We start from the raw sequence: 17,592 nt of genomic DNA, 5'->3' as shown, positions 1-17,592 counted from the left end.
TTCGCAGCGCTTTCAGCATACACTTTGCAGCGCGGGGGATCAGTTGAGTCTCATTTCGATGCATCATTATTTCCACGTATTGTTTAACGTGGAAAATTTCTTCGTTTTTTTTCCACGTATTACTTAACGTGGAAAATTTTCACACTTTTTTTCGTTATAGCTCATTAACCAGTACGTCAATCAAATTGGTGTTGATGTAATAATTTGATTTTCCAGCCTTTATCTTTTCCAACAAACCTATTTCCGAAACGGTATCCAAATAATTCAGGGCAGTTCGTTTGCTTATCCTTAATTCTGTTTCCAAAAAGTCGGTTTTAGTATAAGGGCTTTTAAACATGATATTCAATAAATCCTGGCTGTATATTTTAGGTAGTTCAGTTCTTAACCTTGTTTTATAATCCTGCATCAAGTTTTTAATTTTCGTAATAAGGACTATGGTCTGCATAGCAGTAACCTCAACGCCTTTGAGTAAATACATAACCATATTTTCCCAGCCGTTTTTATCTCTTACCTGCTGCAGTACCCGATAATACTCCGGTTTGTTCCGGGTAATATACCGACTTAAATACAATACCGGGATGTCCAGTAACCCCTGCTGTACCAAATACAATATGTTTATTATTCTCCCCGTACGCCCATTACCGTCATAAAAAGGGTGGATACTTTCAAACTGGTAGTGGATTAGAGCCATTTTAATCAAAGGGTCGAGGTCTGAAAATTCATTATCATTAATAAACTTTTCCAGGTTTGCCATTAAATCCAGTATTTCCCTGGTATCCTGCGGCGGGGTGTACACCACCTTTCCCAACGAGTTTTTAAGTATTGTTCCTGCCTGCGTCCGGAAACCCGCATTATTCTCCATGAGTTCTTTTTGAATGGCCAGTATGTGTTTATTGAGCAACAATTTTTCTTTCCGAACGACCTGAAATCCCAGCTTTAATCCTCTTGCATAATTATATACCTCTTTGGCTGCTGCACTTTTACTCTCTATAAAGATGTTTTCTTTATACAGATCATCGTGTGTGGTTACTATATTTTCTATTTCGCTGCTGTCCTTTGCTTCCTGAAGGGTTAAAGTATCTATTAAAATATTTTCATTAGGAATGGTTTTAGAAGTTCCCTTCAACTCGGCGAGAAAGCGGTGCGATTTTGCCAGTTGCTTTAAAATTTTTGACGTTTCTATATCTGCCTGCGGGGGCAATAAGGGTAAGGTATTTTTCATGATTACCTGTTTATTTGGTTTGACCATACTCTTACTACCTCATACTAAACAGGAGTTTATATTCCGTGTTTTAGATTCGGGCATATGGATTATTCTTTAAACGTTAAGTTACCCAAATATAACCTTTACACCCCTATTGGCCAATTTCTTTTTGGAATGCATTTGTTGTTGGAGCGAGTTTGAGCCTGCAAGACTTCGAAGAGCGGGGTTTTTAACCTGTCGTCTTTTTTAATGGTTGCCAATAAATATACACAATCCCGCTTTCCCGTGCTATACATTCACTTATATGCCCCGGGTAGGGTATGGCAAATGCCAAAATTAAATTCCTGCCCGGATACCAAAAAGGAAGTGCATAAAACTGCGGATAGTAAATTTTCATCAATGTGCTTTCAATATTGTGTATTACCAAAGATACACAATCCTGATCCTTTCGGTTGTGGGATGGTTCTAAACATGTTATGAGAACAGATTTCAAAGTTTTAATACGCAGTGTAAGAAAATGCGTTGCGGTTTTCCGCAAAGAAATGACAAATAATGGTTTTATGTTTGAAAACAAACTTTAAAAAAACAAAACCATGCCAAAGTATTATGTAAACAAAAACGCCCAACCCAACGGAGACCATGAAGTGCATAAAGAGGAGTGTAATTGGTTGCCTCTCACAGAAAACAGGATTTACCTGGGCTTCCACGACAACTGCCATAGTGCCGTAAGAGAGGCCCGGAAACATTACGACCAGGTAAACGGATGTCTTCATTGCTCCGAAGCATGCCATACCGGGTGATATAGCCTGCATTTTTACCGGGTTGCAAATATGCTATTAAGGTTATGCGAGAAGGAGGTAAACAGTACTATCTTGGCATAACCTTTTTCATGCGTTACACCTGTGCTGCTTATCGAAGTAAACGCATTATACAATGGGCTCTCGTTTATGCCAGGCTCAAACGAGGACCAGTAGGGGCAATGTCTCGGGAATTCTTACTTCATATCAGAAAAATCTTTATATTTATGAGCTGATACTACCCCTTGTAAATCTAAAAGAATTATGGAATTTACTGTACACTCCATAAAGGACATTGAAAGCTGGTTAGAGATGCACCGAACAACGGGTATGGATATAGATCTTCACTTTCATGTTAAACGAATCCCTGATATTCCTGGCGAAGATTCCCTAATTGATATGCCCTTTAAAAATACCAGGGGAGAAGAACCGTTCGACTGGACTAAGGAGAAAAAAACCGGCCGATACGTTTGGAAAGAAGATGTTACTTCAGAAGAAAATACCCCTCATGGTTTTGATTACGTGGGGCCAAGTGAGGGTGACGTATGGAAAGACTATCAAAACAGTGCTTCAAATGGCATAAGCAGGTTGTACCGTAAATATATAGGGGCTCCGGATATAGATAAGGATTCGTTTTATAGTGCACGGAATGAAGATTTGAAGAAATTGCTGGGAAAAATATTTGATGCCATAAAAAATAGAGTAGACAGCGTAAACAATAATTTCGAGCCTATTGATTTAGGTAATAGGGGAAGTGGTCAATACTACGGTTCAAATCGTTCCAGTTTTGGAATAGAGGATGGCGTTTATGAGGTAGAAATGCAAGTTGAATATGAGGAGACAATATTTAAAGCGTACGTGCGAGTAAGTCCACCACCAAAAGGCTACAGTAATACCATACACCATATTAAATATGATGAAAAAAGGGATAATTCAAGATATAATTGGTTTGAATTCTATGGAAAACAAGACAAACCAACAATTATAATAAAAATCGAGGATAAGACAGCATTTAAACAAGTGTATAAAGAGTTGTTTAATGAAGAATATAAAGGGTATTAAAACAGGCCTGGTAATTTTAACCGTGCTAATACTATTCTTTTTAGGATACCAGTATTACCGGTACATGGATTTACAAAACTATTTAGAGGATTATAAGTCTTCTTTTGTCGAGGATGATATTATACTGGATATCACGGACAGCCATGACGAATATGGAGAAGTATGGCCTCGCAATAAAAAGGAAATGGCGGAAATCCTGGAAGATATTCACAATGAACGTGAAGGGAAAACACAGTTTATAGAAAAATACGGCTATAATATAAAGATCGATACTGTAGATGTGGAGGATGATACCTTAAAAAGAAGTTATGTAGAATATCAGTTGTATTCCTACGGGCCGGATAGGAGCGATGGAAAACTAAAAAATCTTCCATTTAATACCGGTGATGGTGAAGAGCTTACTAATAATGTTGCCAATATTGTATTTAGAGAGGTGCCTTTTTGGAAATACCTGTTTATGGATAAAAATTTTGACATCATCCTGGTATATGCTATATCTGAGTATGATTGTGCACTCAAAAGATACCATCAAATCGAGGTACGTACACCGGAAAAAAAAGCTGTAAAAATGACTTCTGCCCGTATATTAAGGCCTGGCCGTAAGTCCATAGGTCAGGCAGATGCTACTTATGACCGGGATGAGGAAGATAATATTCACACAAAAGAACTCAATCAAACCCTCCAAGCTATACAAATCGCCCTTGCCCAACAATACCCCGACACGCCCACCGAAGGCCTTATTTTTAACTACAATGGCAAGCGTGTAAGGTGTATTTGTTCCTTTAACGTCCCGGATGCCCCGGTGACCACCATAGAAAAGATACTAACCAAAAAACTAAATGCTACCACCAACTATATTGGAATGACTGCCTTTTATATGGAAGTCCCTGTGTTGCAGTAAAAATAATGTATACCATCCGGGGCTCGCTTCCACCAGGCTCAAACGAGGACCGGGGCCTGCAAGACTTCGAAGAGCAGGGTAAGCCTATAGTTTCAGGATTCGGGCGGCGGGAACCAGCAAAAACTATTCATAAATCAATTCGAGGGATACTTCGTCAATTCTCTTATAGTCTGTTTTTTCCATATTTAATATAACGTTTCGACTGCTGTGCACATAGTATGGAACTCCGGGATAGTAGAAGTATTGATAGTAGCTTAAATCCCTGACATCAAAAACTGCATTTTCCATGACCTCAGTTACTTGAGAATCGTTGAGTCCCATTTTATTTAAAAGTTTAGTGGTTTGGCGTTTTGTTTCCTCGGGATTCAGAAACACTTCTTCTTTTAATACACAGTAGGCGTTTTCAAAATCAACTTCTTCAAATGTCAACACGGCATTACCGATTATGGGGTCTCCGCCAATCATACTGGGTAATTCCTGTTCGTATTCAATAGGAGTTGTAATATCGTATTCCACTCCAAATGGGAAATGAAAATACTGAAGTTCTTTCATAGCTATTTGTTCAATCCCTTCCTTGGAGCTGTAGATTTCTATCAGGGGGGCCATTGCCTGTTTTAATTGCTTTGCCTTTTCAGGTCTTTTTATTGCTAAGCTTTTTTCCATTTCGTCGAGCAGTTCTTTCATCACTGAACTTAGTTGTTGCCAGTTAAGTATTTGGATAAACTCTCCCAGCTCGTTTGTTTTATATATTATTTTTGAAGTATCATATTTGCTCATAATATGGTTTACGGCATCCTTGTCCTGATAGTATTCCCGGGCTTTCTCCTGAAATGTGCTCACAATTTTGTTCTTATAAGTCCATTGAATCTTATAAGATTCGCTAGTGGAATCCAATACCTCGAAATTTGCAATGTACTGCGAGGAGTCCTTCTTGGTAAGGATGTCATTTTCCCAGGTGCTTTGAATTTTCGAAACTTTAAAGTCATAACTATCTCCTTTGGACCAATATGCTATGAATGCAATTTTGGTACTGTCCGTTTGGCTGTATAAAGATATAGTACCACATAAAAGAGACAGAAAAAGTAATTTTTTATTCATATTAGTAACTTCTTAATAACGTTAAAGTGTTTTAATTCAACCCCATATAGGGGAGGCTTGATGCCTTGGCTTTTCATTAACGTGTAATAAGCTGCGAAGTCGGAGACGTTCGCAGAGCTTGCAACACTTCGAAGAGCGGAGTAGGTTTTTCAACAAAAAAAGACGATTATAACTACCTCCTCTTAAAATACATTAATTCATATTCTGCAATGGGTTGACAGTTTTTATTGGCCTTATTTCTTACGGCATTTATAATATCCATATAAACATTTTCATCTTCTATCTGTGTCCAGGGAATTACTTTAAGACCTGATTTCTGCTGAATTATTCTATCTACGGGAAGGTGAGGAGGTATTGGAATTTTATTTAAACACCATTGGTATTTCAAATACAGATTAAATAGTTTTTGACTGACACCAAAATTAAGTTTCCCATTTCTTAAAATACTGTTGCTCGACCCCTCACTTACTAATTTTATGTTTTCAACATGAGTGGTATCATCCAAAGTCTGATTTTGGTAATGAGCATGAACCAAATCTTCTACAAATTCTCTTAATTGCCCTTTAAATTGTTTTTTCTTTTCTTCCGGAATATTCTTCTTGTAAATATTAGCCCGTTGGAAAGCAGCGGCAAAGGTTAATACCCAGATTTCATCATTTATAAAGGCTTCTTGTTTAACTGACATAACCAATATACTTTTCAATAAAATCAATAATTTGTTTTTTAACCTCGTTAACTACTTGTTTTAAGTTTTCCGGGTTGGCAATATATTTTAGAAAATCCTTGTCAGAACAATTAATAGTCCATTCCGGATTCTCTTTAAAATTACAGGTTAAAACTTTATAATGCCTCCAATTCTTATTACTATCTATACCTTTCAAATCTGTATTCTCTAGCTCAGTCTCATTATACAATCCTACAAAAAAATCACCATTTATATGTCCCTTACCACTAAAACCACAAACCCCAAACATTTTTTTGGAGTTTTCTGTTTGAGGAATCCAAATACCGGAATATGTGGCATTAATGGCTTTGTTAGCCTTTATGTTATAGTTTTTTAAGCTATCTGTTTGTTCCCGGTAATTTGTAAGTTCTTCTATCAATGCTATTCTGAAATCCTCACGCACACGTGCTAAAACCGAATCATATTTTTGTGCTATGAGCTCAGCTTCTTCAAGATTGTCTAATATTAGTTTTTTCAATTCCATTTCTTGTTTGTTTTCAAGGGTATTCGTTAGTTTTTTTATTAAGATGTTGTATTGCTTAATGCTTTCTCTCAGGATAGGCTGATCTGCCGCCAGTTCATTGCATTTGTCCAGCCAGGATATAATATGATTGCGGTAACTAATAATATGAAAATCGGAACCGGATTCCAGTTCATTCTTACTGTTTTCACTGGGTTCATCCCCGTATTTGTTTAAATAGTAAACTGTGTTTTTGGATTCATTGTAATTGTAATAGCGAAGAATTTGATTCTCCTGGTCTCCTGCATCAATTTTATTTTCAATAGTGATGGTATTTCCCTTACTATCCGTTAACAAAATATCTATGCGCCCACCTGTTTCTTTTTCAACCTTGCCTATATAGGCCTCTACCAGAACAGATGCTGTTGAAATGTCAAACTCTTCTGTTCCGTTAATATCATGGTTGATGATAGCTAAAAAATCCTCCAAAAATAGACTTCCCATCAAATGAGAACCTTTCGGATTTAACAGTTCTGCTAAAAAGGCAGAATGTGTTCTTACTTCATTAGTCTGAAGATTAAGAATATCAAATACATTAAAATTTTCGCCCTTTAATTGTTTAAGTTCAGTATGGTGCTTAACTATGGTTCTTACTTTATCAAAGAGTATTTTATATTTCATAAGGGTTTGAATTGAATACTTGTAAAAATATGCTGAAATAAGACTGCAAAGCCAGAGATATTTGCAGTGCCTGTAACACTTCGCAGAGTGGGGTGATAGAAAAATAGGTCAGACAAGACATGGATGTTTTTTCAGTATTATACTCAAATGAGGGGCAGTTGAAAGCTTACTTTATTTTTTTTAATTCTTCATCAATTTTATCCTTTTCCTTTTTTATAACTGAAATGGACGTGTCTTTAATAAATCTCCATTTCTCAATATGATGTTCAACATGAAAGGCGCCATGAAAATCAGTATATAAATGGAGCCTATTCCGTTTTAAGTTTATCTCCTTCAGGTAATACACTAATTTTTTGTCCAGATTAAGTATAGACTGATACTCCTCATTAAGCGTATGGGAAAAGTTTATAGTAGCCATACTTTTTGCCAAACCATTACACTCTGTTCTATTCCCGCGTATAGGTATGTCCGGATAACCGTCCTGATAAAAATCGGATATTTTCACTGGTTTCCCTGCTGATTGTTGTTTAAATAATTCCTTATTAAAGGTGCGATCTATTTTATGAATCAGTATCCCTCTTTTTATCAAAACAGCCTTGTTTAGTGTTTCAAAAGCAGTTATAATTTTTATATAATCAATTAATTTTTCGTAGTAAGAAGCCTTCCAGTAAACCTTCTGTTTGTCTTCCTGTTTATCTGAGCGAAGTTGTCTGCAATACTCATCAAAATTTGTAAATATGTAAACACTGTTTATCATTCTATACGCATTTGTTATCAGACTCCAAAGTGATCTTGTTTTGGGGTAATCCTGATTTGAGTAAAGCTTACGTACTACATTGAGTTCATCAGGTGTATTCATAAGATTATTATGTAGTATAAATCAATAATGACTAGGATTGCAAGGCATGGAAAAGGACCAAAACTAATAAACTGTTAAATATTAATATAGAATAAAAGGTTTAAAACGGCTCCTTAAAAATATTTTTATTATGCCATTCCAGAAATTCAAGATCTGGCGAAAACCGTGTTGATGGCAGAATGGATTTGTTATTGTATAGTAAAAAAAAACCTGAAGCTGTATTATCTGTGATGTTGAGAAGTTTCTGAGATAATTTAATTTTATAATCCGGGGTAATAGTTAAAAGCCCCTTATCAAAGGCAGAGTCATGGAGTGAATTAAGGCACAAACCATTGGAAGGATTCATCCGGTTAAATTTATCTTCAGACCAGGGGATTATATGACTTGCAACCAGTAATTCCGGTACAGATATTCCTGTAATACAGCAGGAGTAGTTATAGGAGGCCAGTATCATTTTCCTGAAAAATGATTGATTTACTCTGTTCTTTACTGTTGCCTCTCTTTCTTTACCTTCGGGTATATTGTCTATACTGATTTCCGAGGATTTTTCGACAGGAATACCTTTATACCGGGCTAAAATCTGTTCACTTTGCCAGGCTAATTCTTCCCAGTTTCCGTGAAATTCATTCCATACCTCTTCTTCTCCTTTTGCCCCCTGGGTTAAGCCGGAAACATTTCTGGCTTGCAAGGCAGGGTCCAGCCGGGCAAAATTTGCTAATTTCATTGCCATTGCTCCATTGGTTCGGCCTATGATACCAGCTAATTCTTTTACAGGAGCATAGTTGGCATTGATTTTTGTAAATGGTATTTTACAGTATAAATTAAATGCTAATATGTGCTCCTCATATGTCCAGTTTTTATTCTTGGTCATTGTCGTTTTCCGAGTTAAGAGCTTTGATAATTGCTTCAAACTCGTTTTCATTAATGTTGGTTATTCCTGTTCTAAGGAAATAATAGGCAAACTTTCCAATGATCTCATTGGTGAGATCATCGCTAAGTGTAACTATATAAGTATAATCTTTAACGAACTGATCTTTATTTATAGTTGAATGTTTTGATACATTTACCATTCCTCCTTCAGGAAAAAAAACATTACTCGGAATATATCTTTTAGCTTTACCATGTATATTGTCAATTAAGTATTTTCTTAGTTCTTTTAATAAATTTTCACGTTTTGCTTCCATTGAAAATTTGGGGGCAGATTCAATCTGACACAATATAATATTTTCAACCTTATTGACTGCGAAGTCACATCTCGGAGTCATAACTAAAACAGCTTCTTCTTTTTCCTGTTGCTTCCAGATATCTCCTGTCCAAACGGGTAATTCGCTTTGACGTTTGTAGAAATGTTCAATAGGATGAACTTTATCTTTACTATCAATTACAGGGGCTAATAAGTCAGAAGCAAGTGCTTTTATGGCAATTCTTTTAAAGATTTTTTTTACTCTATCAGAAGGTTGCTCAGGTTCTTGAGCCGCTTTAGAAATACTTTTTATGACTTCTTCTATCTGATCATTTTTGGTAAATTGTTTAATAAAGGAGTTATGAAGTTCTTCTTTTATTTCGGTTTCTAAAATTCCTCCCGGACAGAAAACATCGATAAATCCTGATTCCAATAACATTTTTATTTTGTCAAAAACAGGCTGAATTCCTTGATCCTTATCTACAGTAAAAACAGTTCCATAATTATCAAATTCATTTTCAAGAGCTTGTAGAAAACCACTATATATAAAGATAGGAATGTTATATTTCGCAAAACTTGATTGCAGGTTTTCCAAAAACTGAGCGTCTTTTTTCTGTAGTTCATCAGCACTTGGCTCTTCACTTAATAAATCAAAGATTAATGCTTTAATACTGGATTGATTATCGGCGATTGCTGATTCAAATATTTCTTTTGTTTCACAGGTAATATAGTCGATGCCCAAGCCCTGTTGATCAAAAAGGTCTTTTGATCGATTTAATATTTTTGAATCATTGTCAAGATGTAAAATTACCCCATTAGTCATTTTCTGCTTTTTTAATGATGAATGCGGGACCATCTTCCCGGTTTTCTGCCTGGATATCCCAATTATTCCGGCTAAGTATGCTTTGAGTGAAAGCCAGCCCGAGTCCTGTAGCATTTTTTTCAGAACGTGTAGTAACGCCATAATTAAAAATATGCTCAATTAATTCTTCATTAAGGAACGGCCCTGAATTACTTATTACTAATTGTTCTCCTTCTTTTAAGAATCTTATTTCACCTCCTTTTTCAGCTTTTTTTAACCAGTAAACAGCATTGTTAATAATGTTCAGAAAAGCAATCCAGAATGCATATTCAAGATCATTTATACGATAGTCTTTTAGCCTTTCATCGGCCTTAATTGAAATATGGTGTTCGTCAAAATCAGATTTATAGAGATTACAAACTTTTAAAAAAGTAGTATATAGAAAAAAATTTTTCTTCCTGGTTCTGCCTATTGCCGGTTGTAAAGACTTTCTCAATTCTGCTAAAATATCAGTGGCATAATTCAGGTGATTAATATCATTGATAAAATTGTTTCTTACCTCAGGATTAATTTTTTCCTTTTTGAGATCCAGAGAAGATTTAGTGGTCCTTAATCCGGAAATTGGTTGTGCCATTTCATGATATACCAATTCTATACCGCTACCTAAAGAAGCTAACCGCTCCGAGAATGAAAGAGATTCTTCAATATTATCCATGGATGTGGATACATCTTTCATGAACTTGGTAGAATAACTTATTAAAGCAGGAGTAGCATCCATGCTATAGAGCTTAGCTAAATATTCCTCGAAGTCCGGTCTGTCATGTTTACTGTTTGGAATTCTTCCTAAACCTTGCAGTAAACGATAGTTATATCTTATTTTACCCAACTCGGAAAAAATAGCTTTCATAGTATCTTTAACTTCCTGAAAGGCCTTATTTTCAAGGAATCCTTCTCTGTTGGTTTTTTCTTCCAGGTTGTCGTTATCAGGTGAATAAAAAAATACGTATCCCAGGATCTGATTTGTGTTTACATTTTTTCCCGGTTGCTGAACCCTGGCCTTGGATAATTCAATCCAATCCTCAACTTCTTCACCATAAGGCTTAACGCCAAAACCATTTTTGGAAATTCTTAAACCCTGAAAGTTCTTAAAGGCCCTTTTGAATTGACTCCCTGTATTAAGATTTAAACTTCTTGCCAGTTTTTCAAGATTATCTTTTTCTCCTATATCATATACCCGGATATCAAAATAATATTCTCCGGGGCCTTCGTTATTTTCGTCTTCAAATAATTTGTGCTGGATGTTACTCTCTTCATGAATATCTTTGCCGGCAAGATTAAAACTTATTTCGTGTTTATCTTCTTCTAACCTTTGAAAAGACATAATACCTTCAACATTGCCTTTTTCAGATACCTTTCCATAAACCCTGTAATCATATACTGATTGCACCGGAATAGGAATTACAGGAAGCCATTCTATTTTATCTTCCTGATCCGGTATCAGATTTGTAGAATATTCAATAGAAAATTCATTTTCAATTCCGGAAATCACTTTTTCCTGTTTGATAATACCTTTTTCCAGTAGTTCCTGTTGTATTCTGGAATTGAATTTTAAAGGGGTTATTAATGTGGCGAGAGCTTTATAAAACCGTGTATCTTTATAAGGTTCGGTATTTATATCCGGAAGTTCGATCTGGTCAAAATCTTTTTTTAATATTTTTAATACAGCATCATCCAGACGTTCTATGACTATCAAGGTTCCTTTATTGAAGGATGTTAGTCCGGCGTTTTCCAGAAACTTTATAATGTGATCTTTGTTGTCAGCAATGATCTTTTCCAGAATCTGATCTGTTAAAGCATCCTTGTCTTCTGCACTTTCCTCTTTAACTTCCTTTTCGAGGTAAAGGGATATTCTTTCCCTTAGAAGGGTTTTGTCATAAAAAAGGGAAAGAAAATCAGTAATTATACCCCCTGGGAAATGAATGTCTGATAATAATTTTTCTTCCCGAAAAGCTTCTCTGTTAACAGAGATCCAGTTATACTCTTTTTCATTTTCTTCTTTTGTGATGACTGTTACATTTTCTCCCAAAGCCATGGCAGCTAAACGGCCTATTCCCTTGCTGCCCAGCAGATTTCTTTGGTAAACTTCACTTTTGGCTCCGGGAGTTCGCTTGGTACTAACGGATGGCTGTAGCCAGCTACCGAATAAAGTAGAAGAATCCATGCCGTTACCATCATCACAGATTATGGCAAAACTATGACCTGTATTTTCTGAATGCTGAAAATAGACTTTGCTTTTCTTCGCATCCGCATCATAGCTGTTTTTCACTAATTCATTAATTGCAGTACTTGGATGACCTATTAACTCTTCCCCCATCTGAATGATGGACATAGCACCAGGCTGAAAGGAATATTTATCTATTTTTGAATTATCTGTCATTTAATAAATTCTTTATGCTTAAAGCTATTTTCTCTGCCATTACCGGCGGAACAGCATTCCCTATCTGCCTGAAAGCCGCCGTTCTTGGCTGATCTTCTTTAACTCCCTCGAAATAATAATCGTCTGGAAAAGACTGGATTCTGGCAGCTTCCCTTACTGAAATGGATCGTAGTTGTTCTTTGTCGGGGTGTATAAAATGATGACCATCCTTAGCTATATGGGCGATCATGGTATGTGGCTCTTTGTCAACCACTTTAAATCTGTCCAGAAAGTCCGTAACATTATTCTGAGTTCTCATCGTTTCAGGAATCCGGTTATTTTTTATACGCTCTCCTTTTTCAAGTTCTTCTATAGCGAGTTTATAGATTGCCAGGTCATTGTCGTTATGAGGGCGTGTAATATGCTGGGCAACAAAACCGATTCCGTTTCGGATACCTTTTCGTTTCAGGTAGCCATTTAATTCTGAAGTATATTCATGTGTTCTTCCTGTTTCGCCCGGACTCACAGAGGGTAAATCAGAAAAAATAATATCTCTGTAATACTTTTGCTTTTCTATCGGTATATCAGGATAAGACCAATCGAGTTCTTTTTTCCAACCTATAATAATTACCCTTTGCCGGTTCTGTACCACACCATAATCGTAAGCATTCAGCAACTTAGCATCCAATTCATAACCGATTCTCCGGTAATAAGCTTTCAGGTTTCTATAATAACTGCCTTCCGCGGCCGTAAGGATTCCGGGAACATTTTCAAAAACAAATACCTTGGGCCGGTACTTCCTTAAGTACCGGCCATATTGTATATATAATCTGGTGCGCTCATCATTCTTCTTATGTTTCAGCGGAGCCCTCCCTACAACAGAGTAAGCCTGACATGGGGGACCGCCTATAATCAGATCTACGGTGTTTTCTCCGAGAACATTATCTATTTTATTGAAAACACCCGGATTATCCTTACCTATTTCCGCATTGATTACCGTATTTAGTAAGTTCTCCGGAACAGCTTTATATAATTCTTTTCTGTCAATATCTCCTTTAAGGTAAGAATGATATATGTCTTCCTGTCCGGACTCAGATAAATAGTGATATGCAACTCTCGTTTTTAAAGTAAAACAGGCTGCTTTATCAAATTCCACATGAGCAACAGGTTTAAATCCCTGTCTGTGAAAGCCCTCCGATAAGCCCCCGGCTCCGGCAAATAAATCAATGTATCTGATGGTGCTCATTGTTTTTTCAGCTCTTCGACTAAATTTTCAAATGTTTTGTCCCGTTTACCGGGTTTTAGTTCACATTCCCAAATAATGATGGGGAGCCACCCCATGTCCCTGATCCGGGAAATGTTTTGTTCATCTCTTTTTTTATTGTTACCGATTTTATTTAACCACCATTCCGTTTTTGTTTTGGGCGGGACAAAATATTTACAATCTTCATGACCGTGCCAGTAACATCCGTGTATAAAAACAACTTTTCTGTATTTCGGAAAAACCAGATCGGGCTTTCCGGGAAAATTTTTATCGTGTAAACGATATCTGAACCCCAGAGAAAATAAATATTTCCTCACCAGGATTTCCGGTTTAGTATCTTTCCCTTTGATCCGGCTCATATTATAACTCCGGGTCTTTTTATCGTGTACATCAGCCATCCGGGTAGATTTTGTTTTTACAAACAAATTAAAGCAAAATTACTCCAGTTTAAATGTATTAAAAATTAATGAGATGAATTTGTTTCATCCTCAAAGAAAGAGAAAAGCCATTAAAACAACATACGGATTCCCGTAAAACCATAAAAAAAGAAGATTAAAACCTTTATACCATTTTGAAAAAACTTCAGTAATGAGCAGCACATATTAGCCTGTTATTCATGCAACATATACATACAAGCCAGCATTTTGTTATTTGACCGGACTAAAAAACGGATTGATATCAATAAAATAGTGTGTGGATTTTAATAAGTTTGTGAAATGAAATCAGAATCAACAAATCATAGGGTAATTATCGGGGCTGCTCAAAAAATGGAGCAGGTAGAAGACAATTCCATAGCTCTTGTTGTTACCTCACCACCATATCCCATGATTGAAATGTGGGATGATGTAATGGCCAGACAAAATCCTGAAATTCGGACATCGCTTGATTGCGGTAAAGGAGCCGAAGGGTTCGAACAGATGCATTCAGAGCTGGACAAAGTATGGGCAGAGGTGGAAAGAGTGCTAATGCCCGGAGGTTTTGCCTGCATTAACATCGGAGACGCCACAAGGACGATAAATAATGAGTTTGCCCTCTATCCCAATCACGCAAGAATTATAAATGCATTTCAAAAACTGGGAGTACCGAATCTCCCCAATATTATCTGGAGAAAACAAACCAACGCACCAAACAAGTTTATGGGGTCGGGAATGTTGCCATCGGGGGCTTATGTTACGTTAGAGCATGAGTGGATTCTTGTTTTCAGAAAAGGAGGGAAAAGAAAGTTTAATACGGAAGCGGATAAAGTAAGAAGAAGAGAAAGCTCGTTCTTTTGGGAAGAAAGAAATATCTGGTTTTCAGATTTATGGGATTTTAAGGGGAGCAAACAAAAAATTGAGAATTCCGAAACGAGAAAAAGAAGTGCAGCCTTCCCTTTCGAATTACCATACCGGCTTATTAATATGTACTCTGTGCAGGGAGATACTGTTTTAGACCCGTTTTTAGGTACCGGAACAACATCGCTTGCGGCTATCGCCTCCAACAGGAATAGTGTGGGTTATGAAATTGACCCCATGTTTCAGAAAATCATAACGGATAATATAACATCGGCCCCGGCAGATTTTTACAATGCCATTATCCGAAACAGGATTGAAAAGCATATGGATTTCATTAATGAAAGAAATGCCGATGCCAAAAAAGGGGAGATAAAACATTCTAATGAAAACCTGCGATTACCGGTAATGACCAAACAGGAAACCGGGATCAGGTTTCGGCTGGTGGAACAGATATATCCAAAAGATGATTTATCGTTTATGGCCGATTATGTAACGGCGGCACCTGTTGATACATCAATTTTGGATAAAAAGAAATTAGATTCTACCGTAGGAGTTGTCTAAAGTTTTTTAAGGATATCAGAATTTAGAATATTTCCTTTACTGTCGGCAATGACATCAAAAACCTGGACTCCGAATTCGTCTAAATATTTTTGATTTTTACGCCTATTCGCATTTTTTGCTTTTTGAATATAGGGTGCGTTCCAGGTGTATGATTTAGGTTTTATTTGAATAGCTACGGTTAAAACGCTGTTTTTATATAGCTCATAATCTACAGCATAAGTGTGGTCTTTTTCTCCGCTTACTTTTCTAAATTCGGTTTGGGGGAATAGCTGTTTTAGTTTTTCAACAGTATTTTTTTCCCTGACGATTACCCCATTCCAGGTTTCACAAATGACCCGAAAACGCACGCATTCGATACATTCCTCAATAGTTAAGCCCCATCCGTTGTCTTTTACCGATTCATACAGAATAAGACCTTTGTCCTGCAATCTTTTCTTAGTTCTGCCGTATTGCGTATTTAAATTTCTCATATCCCAGCTTAGTTGGTTAATGGCAGTTTTATTAATGAGTACCAAAGACGCATCATTTAATATATTCTGTTGCTCAGGAGTTAAGCCAGATATTAATTCTTCGCGTTGTTCTCCGCTTTGATAATAAAAATCTTCCCAATCCTCTTTTTGCTTAAATGAAGTAAGCTCAATTAAAGTTGTAACATAACCTACGGACCAGGGGGCATTAAGCATTAAGTTGTTCCAGGAAGAATTGGTCGACCTGAATTTATTGGGATCAATACTTAACGTGAATTCTTGCATAGATTTTAATTTACATCTTTACTGATTTTAATTGATAAATTGTCTGGGTATTTCTCATTCCAGGCATTTAGCAAATGATTCCTTCTATCACATGTCCTTTTAGCTCTTCGTTCCAGTGAATCTAAGATATCTTCTAATTCATCAAGACTATTTATCAGCCAATAACCACTATTGTCGCTTCCTATTAGATGATTCTCCCGAATTGCTTGCCTGATAAGGGCTCTTAATTCTTCCTGGTTTGGTAAAGACGAATAGCCCAAAGCTCGTGCTAATTCAGGAGCATTAATTGCATCCTCCTTTCTTTCCGGTAAAACATTTAACAATGCTTGTATTTGTTCTTGTGTAAACATAGACATTTGCTATTTTAGAAGTCATACTCTATCGTTATACCATCCTTTTTTTTGTTATAGAAAATCAGCGATGCATCAATCCGTTCATTTAATATTTTGCTCTTATAGGAAATAGGTTTAATGCTTACCGGCATATCACCGATATACCCGTCGATACCTCTGCTTTCTTCTTCCGGCATAGCTAACCTGCAAGTGGTGCTTTTTGCTTGGCCCACCCGCTTTAAAATAGCATCCTGAAACCTTAAGCCCGAAAATGTTTTTATAATCACTAACTCTTCAACCCAATTTCTGACCATTTCCTTATCAATCTCATCAATAACCTCCTGGAACTGTCGAATCATGGCGTATACCTTTTCTGTAGCATTTTCGATAGCTTCTGGTTGCTTTTCCAAGTACCACTTTTGCCATCCACTAATGGTCCTGCCTGGAAATTCCTGGATAAGATCACTCATTTGCCCCACAACATGAGGTCTTGTACCCTGGGCATTCGAGTTTGCTAAATTCATTAACTGAGTGGTATATTTCGGAAAGCTATAGGTTTTGCCTGATACTAATTCCCGGACTTCGCTATTGGGGATTTTAATCTTTTTCATATATGTTTGAATAATTGGTTAAAGGTTAATTTTAGGATAGCGCTAAAAGTATTTCATCAGGATGCCATTTAGGGTTACGCATATCCACACGCTTCTATTGTATTATCAGCAGTATTAATCTCTAATTCAAAAAATCGTATGGGATAATTAAGCTTATGCATTACCTATTGTCTTTTTTGAGTTGACTTTTAAATTCTAAGTATGTAGGAGCCTTACTCTCTGACCAATCACTCTTATGCAAAAGGTTTCTAATATCCTCTCTTAGAAGTTCTGCGATTTTGTTGAGCTCATGTACAGAGGGTTGTCTTTTGTTATTTCGCCATTTAGATACTGTGCCTTCTGACCTTTTTACGTATTTGGCAACGACCCTATTGGTAATTTTTCTTTTTGTAAATACTTCGTCTAATCTATTAGTGTTACTCATTGAATTAGATTTTTATTTAAAAAAGTTTGTCGTTAAACGGCAAACTTTGTATGTTTGTATTGTTAATAACAGGCGACAATACAGTGAAGCGTTAAATAATGCATCACTAACGATGTCACTCATAAACGAAAACCGCTAATTTTCCCTATGAGTCGGCCGTGAGCTCGCTATCTATTGGATTTATTAT

General features: G+C 36.5%; 18 protein-coding genes. 4 read left to right on the top strand and 14 right to left on the bottom strand.

The window, feature by feature from the left end:
• Positions 1-154: 154 nt before the first annotated feature.
• The gene (locus LS482_RS08780) at positions 155-1,222 is read right to left on the bottom strand and encodes a Fic family protein (protein ID WP_233031406.1); all 1,068 of its coding nucleotides are present in this window, start codon (positions 1,220-1,222) and stop codon (positions 155-157) included.
• 575 nt (positions 1,223-1,797) lie between these two features.
• Here LS482_RS08780 and LS482_RS08775 point away from each other — a divergent pair.
• The 3 genes from LS482_RS08775 (at position 1,798) to LS482_RS08765 (ending at position 3,964) form a co-directional block, all read left to right on the top strand.
• Positions 1,798-2,004 carry a hypothetical protein gene (locus LS482_RS08775; protein ID WP_233031405.1) on the top strand — a complete coding sequence of 69 codons (207 nt, stop codon included), beginning with the start codon at positions 1,798-1,800 and terminating at the stop codon, positions 2,002-2,004.
• Positions 2,005-2,265: 261 nt separating this feature from the next.
• Entirely contained in the window at positions 2,266-3,063 is a 798-nt protein-coding gene (locus LS482_RS08770; protein ID WP_233031404.1) for a hypothetical protein, read from the top strand.
• Positions 3,041-3,964 (top strand): hypothetical protein, encoded by a 924-nt coding sequence (locus tag LS482_RS08765; protein WP_233031403.1) that lies wholly within the window; start codon positions 3,041-3,043, stop codon positions 3,962-3,964. Before LS482_RS08770 ends, LS482_RS08765 begins: the two co-directional genes overlap by 23 nt.
• A 123-nt stretch (positions 3,965-4,087) precedes the next feature.
• Here LS482_RS08765 and LS482_RS08760 read toward each other — a convergent pair whose 3' ends face one another.
• From LS482_RS08760 to LS482_RS08720, 9 genes are all read right to left on the bottom strand, one after another.
• Positions 4,088-5,062 carry a hypothetical protein gene (locus LS482_RS08760; RefSeq protein WP_233031402.1) on the bottom strand — a complete coding sequence of 325 codons (975 nt, stop codon included), beginning with the start codon at positions 5,060-5,062 and terminating at the stop codon, positions 4,088-4,090.
• A 172-nt stretch (positions 5,063-5,234) separates the two neighbouring features.
• Positions 5,235-5,747, bottom strand: a complete 513-nt coding sequence (locus LS482_RS08755) for a hypothetical protein (protein WP_233031401.1) — start codon at positions 5,745-5,747, stop codon at positions 5,235-5,237.
• Positions 5,737-6,927, bottom strand: coding sequence for a PDDEXK-like family protein (locus LS482_RS08750; protein WP_233031400.1), 1,191 nt, complete (start codon positions 6,925-6,927; stop codon positions 5,737-5,739). Before LS482_RS08750 ends, LS482_RS08755 begins: the two co-directional genes overlap by 11 nt.
• A 166-nt stretch (positions 6,928-7,093) precedes the next feature.
• The gene (locus LS482_RS08745) at positions 7,094-7,786 is read right to left on the bottom strand and encodes a hypothetical protein (protein WP_233031399.1); all 693 of its coding nucleotides are present in this window, start codon (positions 7,784-7,786) and stop codon (positions 7,094-7,096) included.
• A 100-nt stretch (positions 7,787-7,886) separates the two neighbouring features.
• Entirely contained in the window at positions 7,887-8,657 is a 771-nt protein-coding gene (locus LS482_RS08740; RefSeq protein ID WP_233031398.1) for an HNH endonuclease, read from the bottom strand.
• A complete protein-coding gene (locus LS482_RS08735) occupies positions 8,644-9,792 on the bottom strand; it encodes a hypothetical protein (protein WP_233031397.1) in 1,149 nt (382 codons plus the stop codon). The genes LS482_RS08740 and LS482_RS08735 overlap by 14 nt, the downstream gene beginning before the upstream one ends.
• Positions 9,785-12,208 (bottom strand): ATP-binding protein, encoded by a 2,424-nt coding sequence (locus tag LS482_RS08730; protein WP_233031396.1) that lies wholly within the window; start codon positions 12,206-12,208, stop codon positions 9,785-9,787. The genes LS482_RS08735 and LS482_RS08730 overlap by 8 nt, the downstream gene beginning before the upstream one ends.
• A complete protein-coding gene (locus LS482_RS08725) occupies positions 12,198-13,433 on the bottom strand; it encodes a DNA cytosine methyltransferase (protein ID WP_233031395.1) in 1,236 nt (411 codons plus the stop codon). Before LS482_RS08725 ends, LS482_RS08730 begins: the two co-directional genes overlap by 11 nt.
• Positions 13,430-13,849 (bottom strand): very short patch repair endonuclease, encoded by a 420-nt coding sequence (locus tag LS482_RS08720; protein WP_233031394.1) that lies wholly within the window; start codon positions 13,847-13,849, stop codon positions 13,430-13,432. Before LS482_RS08720 ends, LS482_RS08725 begins: the two co-directional genes overlap by 4 nt.
• A 318-nt stretch (positions 13,850-14,167) precedes the next feature.
• Between LS482_RS08720 and LS482_RS08715 the strand changes: the two genes are divergently transcribed.
• Entirely contained in the window at positions 14,168-15,286 is a 1,119-nt protein-coding gene (locus LS482_RS08715; protein WP_233031393.1) for a DNA-methyltransferase, read from the top strand.
• On the opposite strand, the gene LS482_RS08710 is transcribed toward LS482_RS08715, so the two are convergent.
• The 4 genes from LS482_RS08710 to LS482_RS21765 all read right to left on the bottom strand — a co-directional run bounded on the left by LS482_RS08710 (position 15,283) and on the right by LS482_RS21765 (position 17,405).
• Entirely contained in the window at positions 15,283-16,038 is a 756-nt protein-coding gene (locus LS482_RS08710) for an MjaI family restriction endonuclease (RefSeq protein ID WP_233031392.1), read from the bottom strand. The two genes, LS482_RS08715 and LS482_RS08710, sit on opposite strands and share 4 nt — an antisense overlap.
• Positions 16,039-16,043: 5 nt before the next feature.
• Positions 16,044-16,388 (bottom strand): hypothetical protein, encoded by a 345-nt coding sequence (locus LS482_RS08705; protein WP_233031391.1) that lies wholly within the window; start codon positions 16,386-16,388, stop codon positions 16,044-16,046.
• Positions 16,389-16,402: 14 nt separating this feature from the next.
• Positions 16,403-16,981: an MjaI family restriction endonuclease gene (locus LS482_RS08700; protein ID WP_233031390.1), complete on the bottom strand. Its 579-nt coding sequence runs from the start codon at positions 16,979-16,981 to the stop codon at positions 16,403-16,405.
• Between the two features lie 160 nt (positions 16,982-17,141).
• A complete protein-coding gene (locus tag LS482_RS21765) occupies positions 17,142-17,405 on the bottom strand; it encodes a helix-turn-helix transcriptional regulator (protein ID WP_367890599.1) in 264 nt (87 codons plus the stop codon).
• Positions 17,406-17,592: the final 187 nt, after the last annotated feature.

Source organism: Sinomicrobium kalidii (assembly GCF_021183825.1).
Classification (GTDB): Bacteria; Bacteroidota; Bacteroidia; order Flavobacteriales; family Flavobacteriaceae; genus Sinomicrobium; species Sinomicrobium kalidii.
Note: the sequence above shows the minus strand (reverse complement) of the source record. Positions and strands in the feature narration are given on the sequence as shown.